This is a genomic window from Synechococcus sp. BSA11S (assembly GCF_014224355.1).
GTDB lineage: Bacteria > Cyanobacteriota > Cyanobacteriia > PCC-6307 > Cyanobiaceae > Regnicoccus_A.
In genome coordinates this window covers 113,162-128,816 of record NZ_VNWP01000001.1, presented here as the reverse complement: position 1 = coordinate 128,816, position 15,655 = coordinate 113,162, and the positions used below count along the sequence as shown (strand labels likewise).

The window sequence follows — 15,655 nt, the reverse complement described above, 5'->3', positions numbered from 1 at the left end:
GCTGAACGGTGATCCGCCCGGAGAATCCGAACCGGAAAAAAGTCGCGTGCACCTCGGCAGGGTTTACGAAGACCGTGGCCACCGGATCACCCGCTGAAGCGGGAAGCCTGGAGGCCGCAGCCCTGACCTGCTGTCTTGGGCCGGGCGCGTGCCCGATCCTCCAACTTACACGCGAGCCGTCCCGGGGTTGGAGGCGAACCTCAGCCCTCGAGCTTGAGGTCCTGAAGGGCGGTGAAGTCAACCGGGACCGAGGGGCCCATCGTGGAGGTCAAGTAGAGGCTGCGCCAGTAGCGGCCCTTGGCACCGCTGGGCTTCTGACGATCGATTGTTTCCTGCAGAGCCTTGAGGTTCTCCAGCAGAGCCTCCACCGTGAAACTCGCCTTGCCGAAGCGCACATGCACGATGCCGCTGCGGTCGGCACGGAACTCCAGCTTGCCCGCCTTGAATTCGTCGATGGCCGCAGCAAGATCGGTGGCCACGGTGCCGGCCTTGGGGTTCGGCATCAGGCCGCGGGGACCGAGCACCCGGCCCAGCTTGGCCACCTTGGGCATCATGTCCGGGGTGGCGATCAGCAGGTCGAAGTCCATCTGGCCGCCGGCGATGGCCTCCACCAGATCGTCGTCGCCGGCGAGGTCTGCGCCGGCGGCCTTGGCCTCGGCCACCTTCTCGCCACGGGCGATCACGGCGATGCGGATGGTCTGGCCGGTGCCCCTGGGCAGGGCCACGGTGGTGCGCAGCTGCTGATCGGTGTATTTGGGATCGATGCCGAGGCGCACGTGGGCTTCGATCGTTTCATCGAACTTGGCGTTGGCGTTGGCCTTGACCAGCTCGAGGGCCTCGTTCGGCGTGTAGTCACGGTCCTCGATCGTCTCGAGCAGGGCGGTGAACCGTTTGGATGTCTTGGGCATGGGTTTGAGCGGGGTTCAGGCGACAGGTTGTCCGCGGGCAGGGCTGAGGCCAGGGCAGGCGGCGACTGTCTCCCCCGGATGGGGTGAATGGTGGAGTGAAGCGGAACAGGTGGAGCAGGGCTCCAGTGGAACTCAGTCGCTGATGGCGACGCCCATGTTGCGGGCGGTGCCCTCAATGATGCGCATGGCTGAATCCAGATTGGAGCAGTTGAGGTCGGGCAACTTGGTGCTGGCGATCTCCTGGAGCTGGGCACGGCTGATGGCGCCCACGCTGCCTTTGGCAGAGGTGGCGGCACCCTTCTCGATCCCGGCGGCCTTGGTGATCAGCACCGAAGCCGGCGGGGTCTTGGTGATGAAGGTGAAGCTGCGGTCTTCGAAGACCGAAATCTCCACCGGGATCACATAACCGGCCTTGTCCTGGGTGCGGGCGTTGTACTCCTTGCAGAACGCCATGATGTTCACCCCGTGCTGACCGAGGGCAGGGCCCACCGGTGGTGCGGGGTTGGCTTTGCCGGCGTTGAGCGCCAGCTTGATCACGGCAACGACTTTTTTGGCCATCGGCTGGTCTACGGAGGGAAGCGATGCGGATCGCCTGACCCTTGGGTCGAGGCGTCTGCTGAGGGCACCGGTCCGGTGCCCTCAGCCAGGGCCGCCCTCCGCAGGGAGACGGCCGCAGGGGGATCAGCTCTGCTTGCTGATCTGGGAGAACTCCAGTTCCACCGGGGTTTCCCGGCCGAAGATCGAGAGCAGGGCCTTGAGCTTGCTCCGCTCGCCCGACACCTCGATCACCTCCCCCTGGAAGTCTTTGAAAGGACCGGCCGTGACGAGGATCTGATCGCCCTCGGCCAGATCGACCTTGACAACGGGCTTCTTCTCAGCGGCACGCTTGAAGATCCGGTCGACCTCCTGGCGGCTGAGCGGCCTCGGCTTGATGTGACCGCGGGCCCGGCCGGTGGAGCGGCGCTCCTCCTGACCCACGAAGTTGATCACGTTCGGTGTGCTCCGCACCGCCATCATCGTGTCTTCATCGAGCATCATCCGCACCAGCACGTAGCCGGGGAAGACCTTTTCCTCGGCGGCCTGACGGCTGCCGTCTTTCTTGAGCTTCACCGCCGGGGTCTGGGGGATCTCGATCTCGAGGATGCGGCTGTCGACCCCCAGGGTGATCGCGCGCTGCTCCAGGGTGGCCTTCACCTTCTTCTCACAGCTGGAAGCCACCTGCACCGCATACCAGCGGGCCACCATCGGCTTGCCCTGCCGCTCGGATTCCGGCGGAGCTTCAAGGGCGAGCACGTCTTCGACGACGGCGTCCTCAAGGGCCCCGTCGGGGCTGGTTGCGGTGACGAGATCGGCTTCGGACACGGGGACGGAGGAGTGGGAGCTCAGGAGGGATCAGGACGGGGGAGGCAGCGGCAGGACCGTTGCTGCCTCAGGGGAAAACCTGGCTGGAGGCCCAGCTGTAGAAACGATCGACGGCCGCGATGGTGGCAGCCGAGAGGCTCACCATCAGGATCACCGCCACCGACTCGCTGAACAGCTGCTGACGGCTGGGCCAGACCACCTTGCGCAGCTCTTCCAGGGTGGAAGAGACGAAACCAGCAGGACCAGACCGTTCCCCAGGGTTGACCTCCTGGGGGGCAGTGTCGTCGGGGGTGGTGGTGCGGCTGGGAGAATCCAAGGGCGCGAGCGCACCGGACGGCAAGGCGTACCGGCAAACGAACACCCTACCGGACACCCTTTCCGCCTTCACTCCAGAGGCAGGAACCGCAGGCCGTCGGCGCCCCCCGGGCCACTGGGGTCGCCGAGGCTCACCCGCACGCCACGGGCCCCGCGGAAGTGGTCCTCCAGCAGTTCGGTGGCCAGGGGGTTTTCGATGCGGCGGCGCAGCACCCGGCGCAGGGGGCGGGCCCCGAATTCCGGCTCGTAGCCAAGCTCCGCCAGCCTGCTCACCACCGCTTCATCGATTTCGAGCACCAGCCGCTGCTCCTGCAGCAGGGCCGCCAGCTCCGCCACCTGCAGGCGCACGATCCGTTCCAGATCACCCGCCGCCAGGGGCCGGAAACGGATCACCTCGTCGATGCGGTTGAGGAACTCGGGCCGGAACTGTCCAGCCAGAGCACGCTCCACCGCCGCCTCCAGACCTGACTCATCGCCGCTGCGGGCACTCTCGAGAATGGCCCGACTGGCCAGGTTGCTGGTCATCACCACCACGGTGTGACGGAAATCCACGGTGCGGCCCTGGGAGTCGGTGAGACGGCCGTCGTCGAGCACCTGCAGGAGCAGGTTGAACACCTCGGGGTGGGCCTTCTCCACCTCATCGAGCAGCAGCACGGCGTAGGGCCGACGGCGCACGGCCTCGGTGAGCTGGCCGCCCTCCTCGTAGCCCACGTAACCGGGGGGCGCTCCCACCAGCCGGGCCACGGCGTTGCGCTCCATGAATTCACTCATGTCGAGCCTCACCAGGGCGTCCTCCTCATCGAAGAGGGCGGCCGCCAGGGCCTTGGCCAGCTCGGTCTTGCCCACGCCGGTGGGTCCGAGGAAGAGGAAGGAACCCACCGGGCGGCGGGGGTCCTGCATGCCGGCCCGGGCACGGCGGATCGAGGCGGCCACCGCCGCCACCGCTTCGGGCTGGCCGATCACCCGCTCGGCCAGGCGCTGCTCCAGCTCCAGCAGTTTCTGCCGTTCCCCGGCCAGCAGGCGCTGGATCGGGATGCCCGTCCAGCGGGCCACCACGTCGGCGATGTCGCCCTCCTCCACCTGCTCGCGCAGCAGGGAGAGCCCTCCCCGCTGGTCGTCGAGAAGTTCCTCCTCGAGGGCGGCACGCCGCTGCTGCACCACCTGCAGCTGATCCACCTGCAGCCGAGCCGCCTCCTCATACTCCCCGTCCCGTTCGGCCTCGCCGATCGCCAGCCGCAGCTCGTCGTCCTGCTGCAGCAGCTCCCGCAGCTCGGCGAGCTGATCACGCTCCGCCTGCCAGCGCCGCTGCAGATCCTGCAACCGCTCCAGGGCCGTTCGCCGCTGCTCCTGCAGGGCCACCCGCTCCTCCTGGGAGGCCGCCTCAGCCCCGAGCAGGGCGAGCTCGATGCGGCGCAGGTCGAGTTCGGCGGCCTCCACCACCTGGGGCTTGGAGGTGACCTCCATGCGCAGCTGGGCCGCGGCCTCATCGATCAGATCGATCGCCTTGTCGGGCAGGCAGCGGTCGGCGATGTAGCGATCGGAGAGCCGCACCGCCGCCTGCAGGGCCCCATCGGTGATGGTGACACCGTGGTGGAGCTCGTAGCGCTCCTTGAGGCCCCGCAGGATCTCGAGGCTCACCTCCTTGCCGGGTTCGCGGATCAGCACCTGCTGGAAGCGACGGTTGAGGGCAGGATCCTTCTCCACCGTGCGGCGGTAGTCCTCCGGGGTGGTGGCCCCGATGCAGCGCAGCTCCCCCCGGGCCAGGGCCGGCTTGAGGATGCTGCCGGCATCGGCGCTGGAGCGGTCGGTGCTCACCACCGTGTGCAGTTCGTCGATGAACAGCACCACCCCGGCATCAGCGCGGCCCGCTTCAGGCTCCTTCACCTCGGCGAGCACGCTGCGCAGGCGCTCCTCGAACTGACCGCGGAACTTGGCCCCGGCGATCAGGGCACCGAGGTCGAGGGCGATCAGCCGCAACCCCTTGAGGGAGTCGGGCACCTCACCGGTGGCGATGCGCTGGGCCAGCCGCTCGGCGATGGCGGTCTTGCCGACCCCGGGCTCCCCGATCAACACCGGGTTGTTCTTGCCGCGGCGGGAGAGCACCTGGATCAGCCGCCGGATTTCGGTGTCGCGGCCGATCACGGGATCGAGCAGCCCGGCGCGGGCGGCGGCGGTGAGATCGCGGCCGTACTGCTCCAGGGCGCTGGGCTCGGCGTCCAGGCTGAGTTCAGGCTCCGCAGGGGCAGAGGGTGGTCTGGTCGCCTGGCTGCCGCCCGCTGAAGGCATGGGATGGCGGGGGAACGCTGGCGGTGGCGGAGTGGGAGCAGGCGCGACGGCCGCGGCTGCGGGTGCCGCCGATGGGCTGTCGATCCAGTCGTCAGCCGCAACGGCAGTCGCCGCAAAGCGTCGGGGACGCCCGGCCTCTGCGGAAGGCGTGGCTGGATCGCCTGCGGCAGTGGTCCCTGCCGAGGAGGCGCGGCGAGAGGAGGCGACGGGGGCCGCGGTGGCACCGGGCCGGAGGTGGCGCAGCAGCTCCTGCTCAGTCAGACCCTCCTCCGCCAGAAGATCGGCACCCAGGCGAGGTTCATCCAGCAGGGCCAGCAGCAGATGGGGGATGTCGAGCAGACGCGAGCCCCAGCCGGCACGGCGCCGGTCGGCCTCCTCCAGCAGGTCTTCGAGGGCCTCGCCGATGTAGAGGTCATCGCCGGGCGAGGAGGGCTGCTCGGCGCAGAACGCCTCCAGGCCATCGAGCAGGCGCTCGGCCTGGATCGGCAAGGGATCCACCCAGGCTGCAAAGCGGGGATCCTGCAGCAGCGCCTGGAGCAGATGCTCCACATCCATCTGGCCGTGGCGCCAGCGGCGGGCCTGATCCTGGGAGGCCAGCAGGAGATCCCAGGCGGCCTCGCTGAAACGGTCGGGCTCGCTGGTGAGGCTGCCGGTGGGGACGGGTTCAGGCGGCTGCATCGGCCCTGGATGACAACTGAATCAGTTCCACCTTGTACCCATCAGGGTCTTCCACAAAAGCGATCACGGTGCTGCCGTGCTTCATCGGCCCCGGCTCACGCACCACCCGTCCCCCCTTGCCGGTGATCGCCGCACAGGTGCTGTAGATATCGTCGACGCCAAGGGCGATGTGGCCATAGCCGCTGCCGATGTCGTAGGCCGGAGTATCCCAGTTGTGGGTGAGCTCCAGCACGCTGTGGTCGCTCTCATCGCCATAGCCCACGAACGCCAGCGTGAACCGGCCTGAGGGATAGTCCTTGCGGCGCAGCAGCCGCATGCCCAACACCTCCGTGTAGAAAGCGAGCGAGCGTTCCAGGTCTCCCACCCGGAGCATGGTGTGCAGCAGGCGCATGGGGGTTTCCGGATTCGTTGCGTCGATTCTGGCGTCGGCCCTGTCGGCGGCGTCTGGTCTGTCGGTACCGACCGTCACATCGGAGCTCCCCGGGGCGCCCCATAAGATCCCCCCAAGCCATGCCCGCCTGAAGTTTTCGTGTTCGACTCCCTCGACCTCGTGATCGATTCCATCGTGGCTCGGGAGGTGCTCGATTCCCGCGGTACCCCCACGGTGGAAGCGGAAGTCAGGCTGGAAGGGGGCGGGCAGGGACAGGCCATCGTGCCCAGCGGCGCCAGCACCGGAGCCCACGAGGCCCATGAATTGCGCGACGGCGGCAGCCGCTACGCCGGCAAGGGGGTGCTCAAAGCCGTGGCCAACATCGAAGAGAAGATCGCCCCGGCTCTCTGCGGCCTCACAGCCCTCGACCAGGTGGCGGTCGACAGCGCCATGGTCGAACTGGATGGCAGCGACAACAAATCGGCCCTGGGGGCCAACGCCATCCTGGCCGTGAGCCTGGCGGTGGCGCGGGCGGCCGCCGATGGGGTGGGCCTTCCCCTCTACCGCTACCTGGGTGGGCCGATGGCCACCCTGCTGCCGGTGCCGTTGATGAACGTGATCAACGGCGGGGCCCACGCCGCCAACAACCTGGATTTTCAGGAATTCATGCTGGTGCCCCACGGCGCCCCCAGCTTCCGCGAGGCGCTGCGGATGGGCACCGAGGTGTTTCACGTGCTCAAGGGGCTGCTCAAGGACGGGGGCCTCAGCACCGCTGTGGGCGATGAGGGCGGCTTCGCTCCCGATCTGGGCAACGTGGAAGCCGGCGAGCTGCTGGTGCAGGCGATCGAGAAGGCCGGCTACCGCCCTGGCGATCAGATCTCCCTGGCCCTGGATGTGGCCAGCACCGAGTTCTACGCCGACGGTCGCTACGCCTTCGGCGGCGGCAGCTACAGCAGCGCCGAGATGGTGGACCAGCTGGCGGTGCTGGTGAACCGCTTTCCGATCGTCTCGATCGAGGACGGCCTGGCGGAGGACGACTGGGAGGGCTGGGCGCTGCTCACCGAAAAGCTGGGCGGCACGGTGCAACTGGTGGGCGACGATCTGTTCGTGACCAACACCAGCCGCCTGCAGCGGGGCATCGACACCGCCACCGCCAACTCGATTCTGATCAAGGTGAACCAGATCGGCTCACTCACCGAAACCCTGCAGGCGATCGATCTGGCTGGCCGGGCCGGCTACACCAGCGTGATCAGCCACCGCAGCGGTGAAACCGAAGACACCACCATCGCGGATCTGGCGGTGGCCACCCGGGCGGGCCAGATCAAGACCGGCTCCCTGAGCCGCAGCGAGCGGGTGGCGAAATACAACCGCCTGCTGCGCATCGAGGACGAACTGGGCAGCCAGGCCCTGTATGCCGGTGCCGATGGTCAGGGACCCAAGGGCAAGCTCTGAGCGTGGAACACCAGAATTGAGAGGACCCCACCCGCCCGCGGGAATCACGAAGGGGGCCAACCGAGAAGTGGGTCTCCAACGCATGCAAGCCCAGGGGGGACTTGAGGGCCCTCAGGGACGTTCCGGCCGAGCGGACATGAAGATATCTAGGCGATCACGGCTAAATCCACAACTGATCAAGGGTTTTCGCTGCAGGCAGTAGGACGCAGCGCTCTCCGGGCAGCAGTGAACTCACTGGTGTCCCTTGGCGAACGAATGCCTATCAGGATCCTGCTCGCCCACCCTGCGCAGGCGAGGGGAAGAGGGGGGGGGGCATCCATTGACAGCCTCCGTCTTGGAACTGAGCCGATTCCATCCGGTTTTCGAGGGTTCCTCAACAGAGTGGATTCCCAATCCCATGACCTGCTGGAAGTGGCCCGGGAGAAGCGGCCGGCCAGGTACATAGTCCATGGACTCCGAGTACTATCAAGGCGTGAACTTAAACGTAAAGCGTGAAGAAAAAACTGAGCTGAGGTTTGGATTTTGCTTAATCACTGTATCGGTTTGGTAGCGCAAGACCAGGCTGTTGCTCCACGACCATCGCCTGCTGAGGGGAATATCGATCGTGGTATCGAGCAAAGCGAAGCCGTCATTCCAATCATCGAGATAACTGCCACCACCAAACAGAATGGCCAGCTTAGATCCACCGATGGGAAGCTCCCTGCCCACCAGGATCAGGCTGAGGTCTGCACCCAACTTGTCCTTTAGCCGTTGAAAATCGACGTATTCATATTGATAGCGCAGCCCAATGCCCAGCTGAAGATCGAGAAAACTGCCAGGATGACCCCCACGCCAGAGGTTGAGCCCCGCGCCCACGAGTGAACTGGAAACAGCCGAAAGATCTTCATCATCATCGGCGACGGCAAATCCTGTGGAATTCACCGCCAGCAGGTGATCGTAAAAGAGATTCCACTTGCTCGAGAGGTGACGGCGGTAGATCAAGGTGGCAATACCAATCGGTCGGCCATTCACCACCGAGCGGCTGCTGTCGTAATCAAGGGCAAACAATCCATCGAGATACGCGTCCTGCCTGGGCCACTGCTTGTAGAGATCCACGCTCAGATCAGCCCGAATACTGGTGTCGGTAAAAGAATTGCCACCGGCCCCCACACCCAACTCCACCCTGGCGGGCCGCTCCTGGAAGGGGAAGGGTTCCGGGCCGGTGGGCTGCTTCAGCAGGGCACGGCTTTCCGCCAGCAGGTCCGAGGTTGCGCCAGAGCCATCGATGACCTCCTGGGCGAGGCTGATCCGGAGCAGGAGCCGGGCCCTGCGAATGCGCTCCTCTTCCGTGGCGTCGGTATGCAGCAGAAGCGCCTGGCGCTGGGCATCGGCCAACACCTGCTCCGCCTGCTGGGGTTGCTCCAGCCGGCCATAGGTCCGGGCGACTCGGATCAGGTCGTTGACCCGTTGTTCCGGATCCTTCTCGTCTTTGATGATCCGCAGGGCCTGATCCAGCAGGGGGCCCGGCTCCATGCCGCAGAACCCCACCAGGCAGGTGTCGACCAGTTCCAGCAGCAGCAGAGCCTTGGGCCTTGCGTCGGGCATGGCCTTGATCAGCAGCAGGCTCTGCTGCAGCCGCTGCTGCCTTGACGCCGGCTGAGGGGAGGCTTCGGCCGGTTCGGACTCCGATGCCAATGGGGCGCTGGCCAGGGCGGGGGCCACCAGCAGGGACCATGCCAGGGCGGCTGCGAGCTGGGCACGACCCACAACCAACGGCCGGGCTCTTTTCCTGAGGGGCGCCTGGAGTCTCATACTCTCCACCCCAACGGGACAGATGGTAGGGGGTCCAGAGCAGTTCAGGCGGCCAGGGGTGCTGAGTCCTCGTCCATGTCAGCGGCGTCGGGTTCGGCGTGCAGTTCGGCCCGAAACAGCCCCACATCCACGCCCAGGTGCTGGTCGGGCCGGCCGGTGATCAGCAGGGCCGTGCGCTGTCGGGTGGCGATCTGCCACATCCATTTGGTGAACAGGGTGATGCGGTTCTCCGAGTCCGGGATGAAGGCCAGGTGGGCCAGCGCCCACAGGATCCAACCTGCCAGCCCCGTGACATGAAGACCCCTCAGGTCGGCGACGGCATACCAAGGGCCGATCACGGCCATGCTGCCCAGGTCGGTGAAGCGGAAAGGTTCCAGGGAGCGGCCCTCCCTCCTGGCCAGGATGTGGGCCGCCACCCAGCCGCCCATCTGCACGGCGGGGCCGGCCATGCCGGGCAGGGGCTTGCCATCGCTGGTGTGGAGGTAGGCGCAGAGGTCACCCACAGCATGGATGTCGGGATGGCCCGGCACCGAGAAATCGGGCTCCACCAACAGTCGCCCGCCCCGGTCGACGGGGCAGCCGGTGCGTTCGGCCAGGAGGACTCCCAGCCGGGAAGCCCTTACGCCGGCGGTCCAGCAGATGGTGGCGGCCTCCAGCGGCTGCAGCCCATCTGCCCCCCGCAGGCTCACCCGCCCGGGGGCGATCGCCTCCACCTTCGCCTGCAGCCGCAGCTCCACGCCGGCCTGCTGGAGGTATCCCGCCGCAGCGGCCGACAGCTTCGGATGCATTGTGGGCAGCACCCGCTCGAGTGGATCCACCAGAACCACCCGGCAGAGGTCATGGTCGAGCTGCTTGAAATCCCGGCGGATGGCGCGGTGCATCAGCTCGATCAGGGAGCCAGCCAGCTCACAGCCAGCCGGGCCGGCTCCCACCACCACCACGGTCTGGAGGAAGCGACGGCGCTCGGGGTCGAGGGTCTGCTCGGCCTCCTCCAGGGCCATCAGCAGGCGGCGCCGGATCTCATCGGCGTGCTCAAGGATCTTCATCGGTGGTGCCAGCGGCCGCCATTCCTCCCGGCCGAAGTAGGTGCTGCCGGAGCCACTGGCCAGGATCAGGTGGTCGTAGCCGTAGCGGTGGTCGTTGAACACCACCTCCCTGGCCTGGGGGTCAATGTCGACCACCTCCCCCAGCAACACCTGAATGTTCGGGGCCTGGCCCACCATCTGGCGAAGCGGGGAGGCCACGTCAGCCTCCGACACGAGCCCCGAGGCCACCTGATACAGCAGGGGCTGAAACAGGTTGAAGTTGCGCTTGTCGATCAGGGTTACCCGCACGGGTTTGCCGGCCAGGGCATGACAGGCCTTGAGCCCGGCAAAGCCGCCGCCCACGATCACCACGTGGGGCCAGTCCCGCAGGGCGCAGGCGGGGGGGTCCAGCTCCAGGAAGAAGCGTTCCGGTGCCATTGCCACTCCAACCTGAAAGATTCAACGTATCGATGGGTCTCTCGGTGGTTGGTAGTGGTGGAAGCCATCCGGCGCGTTCATCAGGTGCTCCACACCGCCGATGGGGAAGGTCCACAGCGTCTCTCCCCTCGGGGGCTTCCCCATCGGTGGTGGACTGCAGCATCAAGCAGTCTGGGTAGACGTTAAGATGCGCTGGGTTATTGAATCCCGAGAGCTGCTGTCTTCATGCTCGCTGCCAGCGTCCTGATATCTTCCGGCAAGAATTGCAGGCGATCAATCCTGATCGTCAGTTAGTTGAGCTCCGCGGTGAGCAAGAAGGGTGGCAGATCATCCGCGTCGTTGATGCCGGTGATCGCGTCAGAGCCGATGCCGAAGCTTTCATCCCATTCCAGATTCTCCATGTTCCGTGCTGAACCCAGGCTTGCCCGTGAGGAGTTGGAGCCGGCCGCAACAGGAGCATTCTCCCAAACACCAAGGCCATCAGGATCATCAGCACCACGGCATTGATGGAGAAGGATATCGATATCGGCATGAAATTCTCTTTGTTAATCATTATCCTGATTCACCACTGGCTCGGTGACAGCACGACCCGGAAATCAGGAACAGGCCATGACCAACCATCCATTCCAGGCAGGATGTTTCCGACACAGGTCGCTTCCCCGCCCCAGGCCGCTGGTCCTGGCGCTGGCCCTGCTGCTGGCAGGAGGTCCCCTGGCCATTCCATCGCCGGCCACGGCCCGCGGGGGCTTCAGGGGTGGCGTGGGCTTCGGCAGGCTGGGCGCCGAGGGTGCCCGCTTCTATGACCGTCCGTACAACGGATGGCATGCCGCCTGGGGGGTGGCCGGCCTGGCCAGTGCCGCCACGATCAGTTCCCTGGTGAACACAGCCGCCGAGCAGCAGGCAACGGCGTTCGTTGCGCCGCAGACGCCTTACCAGCTCCATTTCGCCTCGGTCGAGCCCGTTGGCCAGTACGGAGCAAGCTTCTCCTACAGCACCGACGGGAAGGGCAACCTCTTCGGGGGGTGAACTGCCTGGAGGGCCTGCTGAATGGCCAGATTCCGGCCACGGTCGCCCAGGCCCAGCTGGTCAATGCCGTCTGCCAGGAGGCGTTCGGCTCACCCGCATGAGGGCAATCAGCCGGTGCCGGGGAGCCTGTCAAGGCGGCCATCACGGCGGAGGCGGCCCTGGAGCTTCAGCCAGCTGAATCCCACCGGCAAGCCCAGCACCAGTGGAACGGCGCAGAGAGCCGGGCGCGCGCTGGCCGCCAGCACCGATGCCGCCACAGCCAGCCCACCCAACAGGATCGACTGGCCACTCGACTGCTGGGCCAGGGCCAGGCGCCGCAGAAGCCGGTCGGTTTCACCGGCACGGATCTGCACCTGGAGATCGCCCTGCTCCACCCGGGCCAGGCTGTCCTCCAGCCGGCGCGGCAGCCCAAGGGCACGGCTGCCCACGTCCGCCGCCTGACGGCTGAGTTCCCCCAGAAAATCGCTGGGTCCGTTCCCACTTGAGGTCATCAGGGGCAGCAGGTAGGGGCGGGCAATCGCCATCAGGCTAAAGGCAGGGTCGAGGCTGCGGCCCACCCCCTCGAAAGTGGAGAGGGCCCGCATCACGAAGATCAGCTCGGCGGGAAGGCGGAACGGCTGGCCGTAGACCAGGTCGTAGAGGTCGCCGGAGAGCTTCTCGATCACGTTCGAGGAGAAGGGCGGCGTGAGCGCCTCGGTGAGCATCACCCGCACCAGACGCCGGACCGGGCCCGGATCCACGTCTCGGGCGATCAGACCGGCACCCTGCAACTCGTCCACCAGACCGGAAGCATCACGGGCCGCCGCGGCACGCACCATCCGTCCCAGGCGGCTGCGCAGCCGCGAGGACAGCTGACCCATCATCCCGAAGTCGTAGTAGATGAGGGCGCCGTCGGCGGCCACCGCCAGGTTGCCGGGGTGAGGATCGGCGTGAAAGAAGCCGAAGCGCACCAACTGCTGCAGGTAGCTGGCGGCCCCCTTCTCGGCCACGGCCGACGGGTCGATGCCCGCCTCCACCAGGGCCGTGCGATCGGTGATCTTGATGCCGGGCAGAAAATCAAGGCAGAGCACCCGGCGGGTGCTGAGCTCCCAGATCACCGCGGGGATGCGGATGCCGGAGTCATCGAGAAACTGCTGGCGGAAGCGGGCCGCATGTTCCGCCTCAAGGCGGAAATCCAGTTCCCGCAGCAGCACCCGCCGGCATTCCTGGGCGATCGAGACCCAGTCGCGGCCCTCGCCCCAGCGGGGATGGCGCTGCATCACCGCCGCCACCTGCTGCATCACCTCCAGATCGAGGCGAAACAGCCGCTCCAACCCGGGTCGCTGGATCTTGAAGACCACCTGACGGCCACTGCGCAGGCTGGCGCGATGCACCTGGGCGAGGCTGGCCGAGCCCAGGGGCCGCTCCTCAAGATCGACGATCTCGGCACAGCGCTCGCCCAACTCCTCCTCGAGCCGGGCCTGCACCACCGCGAAGGGGAAGGAGGGCACCTGGTCCTGCAGGTGGGAGAGCTCTTCGACGTAACCCGCCGGCAGCACATCGGGACGGGCGGAGAGCAACTGTCCCAACTTGATGAAGGCCGAACCCAGCCCCAGCAACTCCTGGGTGAGCCAGCGGGCTCGCCTGTTCTGCCTTTCTTCCCGTCGCTGCTCACTGGCGCCACCGGGGTAGGTCCAGTCCCTCCCATCCCACCAGAGGCCGCCCAGCAGGCGCAGCACAGCCCACCAGATGCGCAGCGAACGGGCCAGGCCCCGCCACTGCTGGCGCAAGCCCCCCATCAACCCCGGTCCTCGAGCTGGCGTGAAAGCTCAGCGACGCGGGCGCGCAGATCGTCGATCTGATCCTGGGGCGAGGCAACGGCCCAGCCTGAGGGACTGGTGCTGCCAGCGGTTGCGCCGGCTCCAGACTCGGCCCCGGAGGAGTCGTCGCCGGCCTCGGTTTCAAGGCGCTCGGCCTCCTGCTCCACCTCGCTCCAGAACAGCTCCAGTTCACGGCGCAGGCGCTCGGGCGCCTCCTGGGCCAGCACAGCGAGGTTGGCCGCCGAATCAGCGAAGCCACTGCCGAGACGCGCCCCCAGCCGATTCAACGCAGCCTGCAGCAGCGATTGGGGGGCATGCATCGAAAGGACCGTCCGCTCTCGGCAAACTGTGGCAGATCAGGGCAGGGGCTCGGGAGAAGGCGGCGGCGGCGCGGACAGCGCAGGCGGCACGGGCTCAGGTGGGGCCTCGGAGCGCGGAGCGTCAGCAGCGGTGCCGGGGTTCGGGGCTGACTCCGGCGAGGATCCGCGAGCAGGGGCCTCCGGCTGAGGGCGGGGGGCTTGCGGCTTCGGCGCTTCCTTCTCCTTCTGGGCGGCCTCGCGCCTGGCCTGTTCCGCTTTTGCCTTCGCGTCCTCCGCTTTCGCCTTCTCAGCCGCCTCCTCTTCCTCCTGCTTGCGTTCCAGCTCGATCAGCTCCAGATCGCCCCGCAGCTCCTCCCGGTCGGCCCCGTAACGGAGGCGCAGGCTCTCCAGCGTGGTGCCGGGAAACGGCTTGACCTCGAACCCCTGGTCCAGCTTCGCCGGCCCTCCGGTCTGGACCGCCAGCAGGCGATCGGTGATGCCGTAGCCCCCGCCGAAGCCAAGGCCCGCCACCAGGGGGAGTACCCACGGGGCCCAGCGCTTCGGGGGGGCAGGCACCTCCTCGGGACTGGACCGACGGGATCGGCGCCGGGCTCCGGCCTCGGGCATGGGGCTGGCTGTCGAAGACATCCCATCCTGCCCGCAGCTGCAAGCCTTCAGGTGGTGTAGTCGGCGTTGATGCGCACGTACTGATCGGAGAGATCACAGCCCCAGGCCTCGCCGTGGCCCGGGCCGTCGCCCACCACCAGGCGGATGGCCACGGTGTCGTCGAGCAGATAGGCGCCGGCGGCCCGATCGGCCATGTAGCGGGAGGCGGCCGGGCGGTCGAAGGGCACAGGCTGACCGGCGGCCATCAGCTGGTGCTCCCCCAGCCACAGGGCCACCGCCTCGGGGTCGAAGGCCACACCGGCGCGACCCGCCGCGGCCACGATCCGGCCCCAGTTGGGGTCGCGGCCGTGGACGGCGCATTTGACCAGCGAGGAGCCGCAGATGGTGCGGGCCATCGCTCTCGCGCCGGCCTCATCGGCGGCGCCCTCCACCTGCACGGCAATCAGGCAGGTGGCCCCCTCGCCATCGCGGGCGATCGCTCTGGCCAGGTGCTGCGACACCGCCGTCAGGCCGGCCTCCAGCGCGTCGAAGTGCTCGGGGCTCAGGGGTTCCCCGGCGGCAAAGGCCAGGTACGTGTCGTTGGTGCTGGTGTCGCCGTCGACGGTGATCGCATTGAAGGAGCGATCCACGGCCCGCCGCACCATCGCCAGCCAGATATCCGGCGGCACGCCGGCATCGCAGCTGAGATACCCCAGCATCGTGGCCATGGTGGGGTGGATCATCCCGGAGCCCTTGGCCATGCCGCCGAGGCGGACCCGGCGACCGCCCAGGTCGGCCTCCAGGGCGATCTGCTTGTCGATCAGATCGGTGGTGAGAATGGCCGTGGCGGCGGCGCCCCCTCCCTCGGGGCTGAGGGCCGCCACCAGGGGATCAAGGCCCGCCAGCAGGGTGTCCATCGGGATCGGGACGCCGATCACGCCGGTGGAGCAGATCAGCACCTCCCCGGCCGATAGGCCGAGGCGATCGGCGGTGGCCTGGGTGGCCCGCAGGCTGTCGGTCAGCCCCCGCTCACCGGTGCAGGCATTGGCCTGGCCGGAATTGGTGAGCACCGCCCGGGCCCGGCCACCGCTGGCCGCCAGGCGCTGGGCGCAGAGGTCCACGCAGGCCGCCCGCACGTGGTTGGTGGTGAAGCTGCCGGCACAGACAGCGTCGTGGGGAGCCAGCAACAACGACAGATCGGGTTTGCCGGAAGCCTTGAGGCCTGCGGTGATGGCGGCGGCCAGGAATCCCGCCGGAGCGGAGATGCCGCCGGGGATCGGGTGCCAGGGATGGGTCACGG

14 protein-coding genes are annotated in these 15,655 nt (G+C 67.4%); 2 read left to right on the top strand and 12 right to left on the bottom strand.

What is annotated here, in order from left to right; translation table 11 throughout:
* Positions 1-200: 200 nt before the first annotated feature.
* From rplA to gloA, 6 genes are all read right to left on the bottom strand, one after another.
* Positions 201-908, bottom strand: coding sequence for a 50S ribosomal protein L1 (gene rplA, locus FPZ61_RS00690; protein WP_185464266.1), 708 nt, complete (start codon positions 906-908; stop codon positions 201-203).
* A 132-nt stretch (positions 909-1,040) separates the two neighbouring features.
* On the bottom strand, positions 1,041-1,466 hold the full coding sequence (gene rplK, locus FPZ61_RS00685; RefSeq protein ID WP_185464267.1) for a 50S ribosomal protein L11: 426 nt from the start codon (positions 1,464-1,466) through the stop codon (positions 1,041-1,043).
* Between the two features lie 123 nt (positions 1,467-1,589).
* Positions 1,590-2,201: a transcription termination/antitermination protein NusG gene (gene nusG / locus FPZ61_RS00680; protein ID WP_259738211.1), complete on the bottom strand. Its 612-nt coding sequence runs from the start codon at positions 2,199-2,201 to the stop codon at positions 1,590-1,592.
* Between the two features lie 136 nt (positions 2,202-2,337).
* Entirely contained in the window at positions 2,338-2,586 is a 249-nt protein-coding gene (secE, locus tag FPZ61_RS00675; protein WP_185464269.1) for a preprotein translocase subunit SecE, read from the bottom strand.
* Between the two features lie 68 nt (positions 2,587-2,654).
* A complete protein-coding gene (locus FPZ61_RS00670; protein ID WP_185464270.1) occupies positions 2,655-5,549 on the bottom strand; it encodes an ATP-dependent Clp protease ATP-binding subunit in 2,895 nt (964 codons plus the stop codon).
* A complete protein-coding gene (gene gloA / locus FPZ61_RS00665; protein WP_185464413.1) occupies positions 5,536-5,940 on the bottom strand; it encodes a lactoylglutathione lyase in 405 nt (134 codons plus the stop codon). The genes FPZ61_RS00670 and gloA overlap by 14 nt, the downstream gene beginning before the upstream one ends.
* Positions 5,941-6,078: 138 nt before the next feature.
* On the opposite strand from gloA, the gene eno reads away from it, so the two are divergent.
* A complete protein-coding gene (gene eno, locus FPZ61_RS00660) occupies positions 6,079-7,371 on the top strand; it encodes a phosphopyruvate hydratase (RefSeq protein ID WP_185464271.1) in 1,293 nt (430 codons plus the stop codon).
* A 465-nt stretch (positions 7,372-7,836) separates the two neighbouring features.
* Here eno and FPZ61_RS00655 read toward each other — a convergent pair whose 3' ends face one another.
* Both FPZ61_RS00655 and FPZ61_RS00650 read right to left on the bottom strand, forming a co-directional pair.
* Positions 7,837-8,883: a hypothetical protein gene (locus tag FPZ61_RS00655; RefSeq protein WP_185474716.1), complete on the bottom strand. Its 1,047-nt coding sequence runs from the start codon at positions 8,881-8,883 to the stop codon at positions 7,837-7,839.
* 323 nt (positions 8,884-9,206) lie between these two features.
* Positions 9,207-10,625 carry an NAD(P)/FAD-dependent oxidoreductase gene (locus FPZ61_RS00650; RefSeq protein ID WP_185464274.1) on the bottom strand — a complete coding sequence of 473 codons (1,419 nt, stop codon included), beginning with the start codon at positions 10,623-10,625 and terminating at the stop codon, positions 9,207-9,209.
* A gap of 609 nt (positions 10,626-11,234) precedes the next feature.
* On the opposite strand from FPZ61_RS00650, the gene FPZ61_RS00640 reads away from it, so the two are divergent.
* Positions 11,235-11,651 (top strand): hypothetical protein, encoded by a 417-nt coding sequence (locus tag FPZ61_RS00640; protein ID WP_185464275.1) that lies wholly within the window; start codon positions 11,235-11,237, stop codon positions 11,649-11,651.
* A gap of 107 nt (positions 11,652-11,758) precedes the next feature.
* Here FPZ61_RS00640 and FPZ61_RS00635 read toward each other — a convergent pair whose 3' ends face one another.
* Genes FPZ61_RS00635 through argJ form a run of 4 tightly spaced genes read right to left on the bottom strand, consistent with a single transcriptional unit; the run spans position 11,759 to position 15,653 of the window.
* Positions 11,759-13,429 carry an AarF/ABC1/UbiB kinase family protein gene (locus tag FPZ61_RS00635; RefSeq protein ID WP_185464276.1) on the bottom strand — a complete coding sequence of 557 codons (1,671 nt, stop codon included), beginning with the start codon at positions 13,427-13,429 and terminating at the stop codon, positions 11,759-11,761.
* On the bottom strand, positions 13,429-13,770 hold the full coding sequence (locus tag FPZ61_RS00630; protein WP_185464277.1) for a hypothetical protein: 342 nt from the start codon (positions 13,768-13,770) through the stop codon (positions 13,429-13,431). Before FPZ61_RS00630 ends, FPZ61_RS00635 begins: the two co-directional genes overlap by 1 nt.
* Before the next feature lie 36 nt (positions 13,771-13,806).
* On the bottom strand, positions 13,807-14,376 hold the full coding sequence (locus FPZ61_RS00625; RefSeq protein WP_185464278.1) for a hypothetical protein: 570 nt from the start codon (positions 14,374-14,376) through the stop codon (positions 13,807-13,809).
* A 47-nt stretch (positions 14,377-14,423) separates the two neighbouring features.
* The gene (argJ, locus tag FPZ61_RS00620; protein WP_185464279.1) at positions 14,424-15,653 is read right to left on the bottom strand and encodes a bifunctional glutamate N-acetyltransferase/amino-acid acetyltransferase ArgJ; all 1,230 of its coding nucleotides are present in this window, start codon (positions 15,651-15,653) and stop codon (positions 14,424-14,426) included.
* Positions 15,654-15,655: the final 2 nt, after the last annotated feature.

Excerpts from the sequence above, each read along its gene's own strand:
- rplA (WP_185464266.1), bottom strand. The coding sequence starts at position 908 with ATGCCCAAGACATCCAAACGGTTCACCGCCCTGCTCGAGACGATCGAG.
- rplK (WP_185464267.1), bottom strand. The coding sequence starts at position 1,466 with ATGGCCAAAAAAGTCGTTGCCGTGATCAAGCTGGCGCTCAACGCCGGC.
- FPZ61_RS00670 (WP_185464270.1), bottom strand. The coding sequence starts at position 5,549 with ATGCAGCCGCCTGAACCCGTCCCCACCGGCAGCCTCACCAGCGAGCCC.
- gloA (WP_185464413.1), bottom strand. The coding sequence starts at position 5,940 with ATGCGCCTGCTGCACACCATGCTCCGGGTGGGAGACCTGGAACGCTCG.
- FPZ61_RS00655 (WP_185474716.1), bottom strand. The coding sequence starts at position 8,883 with ATGGAGCCGGGCCCCCTGCTGGATCAGGCCCTGCGGATCATCAAAGAC.
- FPZ61_RS00650 (WP_185464274.1), bottom strand. The coding sequence starts at position 10,625 with ATGGCACCGGAACGCTTCTTCCTGGAGCTGGACCCCCCCGCCTGCGCC.
- FPZ61_RS00640 (WP_185464275.1), top strand. The coding sequence starts at position 11,235 with ATGACCAACCATCCATTCCAGGCAGGATGTTTCCGACACAGGTCGCTT.
- FPZ61_RS00635 (WP_185464276.1), bottom strand. The coding sequence starts at position 13,429 with ATGGGGGGCTTGCGCCAGCAGTGGCGGGGCCTGGCCCGTTCGCTGCGC.
- FPZ61_RS00630 (WP_185464277.1), bottom strand. The coding sequence starts at position 13,770 with ATGCATGCCCCCCAATCGCTGCTGCAGGCTGCGTTGAATCGGCTGGGG.
- FPZ61_RS00625 (WP_185464278.1), bottom strand. The coding sequence starts at position 14,376 with ATGCCCGAGGCCGGAGCCCGGCGCCGATCCCGTCGGTCCAGTCCCGAG.